General features: G+C 43.8%; 4 protein-coding genes. 2 read left to right on the top strand and 2 right to left on the bottom strand.

Features of this window, described 5'->3' with window-relative positions; translation table 11 throughout:
* Both QAS77_RS10770 and QAS77_RS10765 read left to right on the top strand, forming a co-directional pair.
* Nucleotides 1-1,107, top strand: a 1,107-nt coding sequence (locus QAS77_RS10770) for a phenylacetate--CoA ligase family protein (protein WP_305065508.1), incomplete at its 5' end; no start/stop codon positions are given.
* Between the two features lie 300 nt (nt 1,108-1,407).
* The gene (locus tag QAS77_RS10765; protein WP_250868251.1) at nt 1,408-2,034 is read left to right on the top strand and encodes a DUF1614 domain-containing protein; all 627 of its coding nucleotides are present in this window, start codon (nt 1,408-1,410) and stop codon (nt 2,032-2,034) included.
* Here QAS77_RS10765 and QAS77_RS10760 read toward each other — a convergent pair.
* Both QAS77_RS10760 and QAS77_RS10755 read right to left on the bottom strand, forming a co-directional pair.
* Nucleotides 2,011-2,916 (bottom strand): RAD55 family ATPase, encoded by a 906-nt coding sequence (locus tag QAS77_RS10760; protein WP_305065505.1) that lies wholly within the window; start codon nt 2,914-2,916, stop codon nt 2,011-2,013. The two genes, QAS77_RS10765 and QAS77_RS10760, sit on opposite strands and share 24 nt — an antisense overlap.
* Before the next feature lie 68 nt (nt 2,917-2,984).
* Nucleotides 2,985-4,352: a dihydroorotase gene (locus QAS77_RS10755; RefSeq protein ID WP_305065503.1), complete on the bottom strand. Its 1,368-nt coding sequence runs from the start codon at nt 4,350-4,352 to the stop codon at nt 2,985-2,987.
* Nucleotides 4,353-4,412 lie beyond the last annotated feature (60 nt).

The following is a 4,412-nucleotide window of genomic DNA, read 5'->3' as shown; positions in this document are numbered from 1 at the left end:
CCGTTAACAACTAAAGAGGAATTGCGGGATGCCTATCCACTGGGTCTTCAGGCTGTACCGGATGAGGATATAATAAGGATACATTCATCATCAGGTACGACAGGCAGCCCGGTCATCATCCCATATACACAGGGGGATGTTGATGCATGGGCAGATATGATGATGCGCTGCTATCAGATGGCAGGTCTTACAAAAAATGACAGGATACAGATCACACCCGGATACGGACTTTGGACTGCAGGCATAGGTTTTCAGGCAGGTGCCGAGCTTCTGGGAGCAATGGCGGTTCCAACAGGACCGGGAAATACAGAAAAACAGTTACAGATGCTGCACGACCTCAAGTCCACTGCCCTTGCCAGCACCTCGTCCTATGCCCTCCTCCTTGCAGAGGAGATCAACAAAAGAGGTTTGAGGGACAATATCGATCTGAAGGTAGGAATCATAGGTTCCGAGAGGTGGAGCCCTAAGATGAGGTCCCGTATCGAACAAGAGCTAGGGATCGAGACCTTTGACATCTTCGGTCTCACCGAGATATACGGACCCGGTATTGCCATAGATTGCTCCATGCATGATGGTCTTCACTACTGGTCAGACCACCTGCTCTTTGAGATCATCGACCCTGTCACAGAAGAGAGGTTGCCTGAAGGTACCCTTGGGGAACTTGTCATAACGACCCTGACAAAGGAAGGTGCACCCCTTATACGTTACAGGACGAGGGACCTTACACGTATCATCCCCGAGCCCTGCAAATGTGGATGCCCCTTCCCTCGCATAGACCGCCTGCTGGGACGTACCGATGACAGAATAAAGATCAAAGGTGTCAACGTCTATCCCGGCCAGATCGAGGATGTCATACAGAGGGTCGAAGGTGTCAGCAGCGAATACCAGATAGTTCTTGAAAGGAACCAGGGCAGGGATTCAATGTTATTCAGGGTCGAGATAGATGGTGCAAATGATTTTGAGAACAACAGGAACAGAGCAGGTTTATTGAAGAAAGCCTTCAGGGACTTTATAGGCATCAGTGTGGATGTGGAATGTGTCGGAATGGGGGAGCTTCCACGCAGTGAGAAAAAGAGCAAGAGGGTTATTGATAACAGGGATATGTGAGGGGATATCCATTCTTTTTTCAAATTCATAATCGTTGTAGGGAGTTGCCATATTCTGAATATAAAATAAACAATGATGTGGACAAAATCTCATATAATACCCTCTGCAAAAAGCATTGCTATTTTTAAAGATCTCCCTGGAATTTTAAAATGAACTGTCCGGTCTTAACTTTTAATTGAATATTCTTTAGAAATATTTAAGAACTAAAAAAGGGCTATTTATAAGAGAGAACAAATGAGAGGCTATATCAATAATTCGGAAAAACGCATGTTTATGCTATTTGGCTTTATGCTTTTGCCTATGGCATTCCTATGCTATCAGAAAGAACTGTCTTTAAGCGTAATATCCTCTTTACCACTGTTTCTAATTCTGGTCATAATGCTTGTTACTGCAAACATTGAGATTCCGGTAAGCTCCATTAAAACAAAGAAGCTTCAGGCACTTGATAAGGATGCACTGATCCTTGAAGAGATGTTTTCGATCCCACTGGTAAAGGAGCTTTCCTACAGCAGTAAACAGGCTTTTAACACTGTGATCTCCCTGAACTTCGGTGGATTTATCATACCTTTCCTTGTAATGATATTCCTTATCGTATTCCAGACGGACTTCGTTGCCCTTGAAGTTATGTTGATAATGATGGTAGCTGTTATATTCCTATCTGAATTTAGAAATGGTATAGGTGTTATTGTACCTGATTACATAGGTATGCTTGCTATTCCTTTTGCACTTATAATCTCCCCTGATAACGTAGCATCTGTCATATTCATTTCCGGCATAGGCGGAATAATTTTTGGAAGCATAGCTACTCTTTTGATGGTCGACAGGGAAAAAAAGGGAAGTGCCGTTATTAGCATCGGCGGAGTTGGAATGTTCAAAGCAATATATGTTACAGCGATCTTGGCTTCACTGGTCTCGTGGTTCCTCTGATAAGGGACTATGAGCCGCATTCATTCTTTCCTGAAGTTTGTTTGCCATGAGATTGACAGTTCTATATTTTGCGATCCCTTTATCTGTAAACCTGAATGGCTGAGGCGTTGTGTCAACTTTTGTAGCCCTCATCTTCTGGACTGCCATAACAGGTGTGAGAGTAGGCTCTACTTCGTTTACCTGTATCTTGTCCAGGAATATTATGCCATCGCCTACAAAATCATATGTGTCATATACCCTTGTTCTTATACCAAATTCCTTTTCAGTAACAAGGAGTGTGGTGATGTTCATCTTTTTGAGAAGTTTATGCAAAGAACGCCAGGAAACGGATCTACGGAACTCTTGCGGATCAGTGAACACATTCAGTGAATCGAACACTATTCTTTGTGGTTTGTAGGTTTCTATTATCTCACCGATATCTTCAAATGTCAGCATTGACATCCCGAAGATCTCAAGATATCCATCATCGATGTGGCTTCCAAGGTCCCAGCCAAACCGCATGAAATGCTGGATGAGCTGTGGGATACGTTCTTCAAATGAAAAGAAAAGACACTTTTCATCAGCTTTTACGCCTTCCATTAAAAATTGCATACCAAGAGTTGTTTTGCCTGTGCCTGGGGGTCCTGTGACGACCACGGAGAAACCTTTTGGAATACCGCCTTCAAGCATTTCGTCGAGTCCAAACACACCTGTGCCTATTCTCTTTATGGCTTTATCGATATTGTTGATATCTATCTTGGATTTGAACTTGGTACTGTCAAGTGACAGCAAGGCCTTTTCAAGTACCAGGTTCTTGGCTCCGAGTTCCTTTTCATATCGTTCAAGTATCTTAATAGCTTCAGAACTTAATGTAGTGTGAACAGGAAACTTATTTCGAGCCATAGAAATAGGTTGGTTTCTAAGTATTTAAGCATTTACATTTATGTACACAGATGTGAACTTTATGTCCATCATTTTTTCTCAGTGTAGCCATTACCTTCAAGGAATTTACCACGCCCCTTCTCGGCAATTAGCTCCCCATCCCAGATGACCTCGCCTTTTGAAATGGTCATATTCGGAAATATTGCATCCATGTTCTCAAATGGGGTCCATCCGGCTTTACTGTGAAGTTTGTCTGCTTTTATGGGGGCAGCTGTATGTGTATCCACAATGATCAGATCAGCATCATACCCTTCAGCAAATACGCCCTTTGAATGCTTTGTATCAAGACCAAAGATACGAGCAGGGTTTCGGCTTGTTACCTCGATCATCCTGCCAATTGGAAGCAGGTTCTTCTTGACGGCCATGAGCATAAGTGGCATAAGTGTCTCCACACCTGGCACACCGGAGGGTGCACTTCTGATATCAAGGTCCTTATCAAATTCGGAATGCGGTGCATGATCGGAAGCTATCGCATTTACAGTACCATCATTTACGGCATTCATCAGCGCTTTTACGTTCCTGCGATCACGCAGTGGGGGGTTCATCTTCCCGAAAGTACCAAGCCTGTCCCAGTCCCTTGTCGAAAGGAAAAGGTGGTGTGGTGCCGTCTCACAGGTGACTTTGCTCTCACGTCCTTCATTTTTGGCCACATATGCCTCTTTGCGTATCAGACCCAATGCATCAAGTGTACTGATGTGACAAAAGTGTGACCTTGTTCCCTTTTCTGCGATCACCTCAAGTGCATTCTGGACAGCAATCCCCTCACACAGATTCGAGCGTATCCTGGAATGTGAATTCGGAGATAGATCATTTTTTAGCAATTTCTCATTCTCAAGACGGATGTTCTCATCCTCGGCATGGATGCAGGCGACAGCATTAAGCTCCTTGATAATTCCGAGAGCTTCCGAAAAGTCCTCTTCATTTATATTTAGCCCGCCTGTGGACTCGGCCATGAATATCTCACCAAACGATGTGACTCCCAATTCCCAGAGAAGGGAAAGTGACTCAAGGTTCTTTGTTACACCGCCATTGATGCCGAAATCAATTACCGATTTGCGGTTTGCAAGTTTAAGTTTTTCTTTGAATGATGACTTGCTGATAGTAGGTGGAATGGTGTTCGGATGCTCGATAACAGTAGTAGTACCACCAGCAGCCGCTGAACATGACCCTGTGTACCAATCCTCTTTCTTTACCATCCCCGGTTCCCTGAAATGCACATGTACATCGATGCCAGCAGGGATGGTCAATGCTCCCTTTGCATCGATAAGGAGATCAGGGTCTGCTGAAGTGATATTCTTTGCTATCCGTTGGATCTTTCCGTCATTGATCTGAATTTCACCGGGCTGCAGAATATTGTTGTAGAAGACCTTTGTGTTTGTGATGAGGATATCGGTCATGGTTTTGGATCTCCGATGTTAGTTTGGATAAAATATAATGTGTGAAAAGATATCTGAATT

Origin of the sequence: Methanococcoides sp. (assembly GCF_030594565.1) — an archaeon.
Taxonomy (GTDB): domain Archaea; phylum Halobacteriota; class Methanosarcinia; order Methanosarcinales; family Methanosarcinaceae; genus Methanococcoides; species Methanococcoides seepicolus.
Note: the sequence above shows the minus strand (reverse complement) of the source record. Positions and strands in the feature narration are given on the sequence as shown.

Excerpts from the sequence above, each read along its gene's own strand:
- QAS77_RS10765 (WP_250868251.1), top strand. The coding sequence starts at position 1,408 with ATGGCATTCCTATGCTATCAGAAAGAACTGTCTTTAAGCGTAATATCC.
- QAS77_RS10760 (WP_305065505.1), bottom strand. The coding sequence starts at position 2,916 with ATGGCTCGAAATAAGTTTCCTGTTCACACTACATTAAGTTCTGAAGCT.
- QAS77_RS10755 (WP_305065503.1), bottom strand. The coding sequence starts at position 4,352 with ATGACCGATATCCTCATCACAAACACAAAGGTCTTCTACAACAATATT.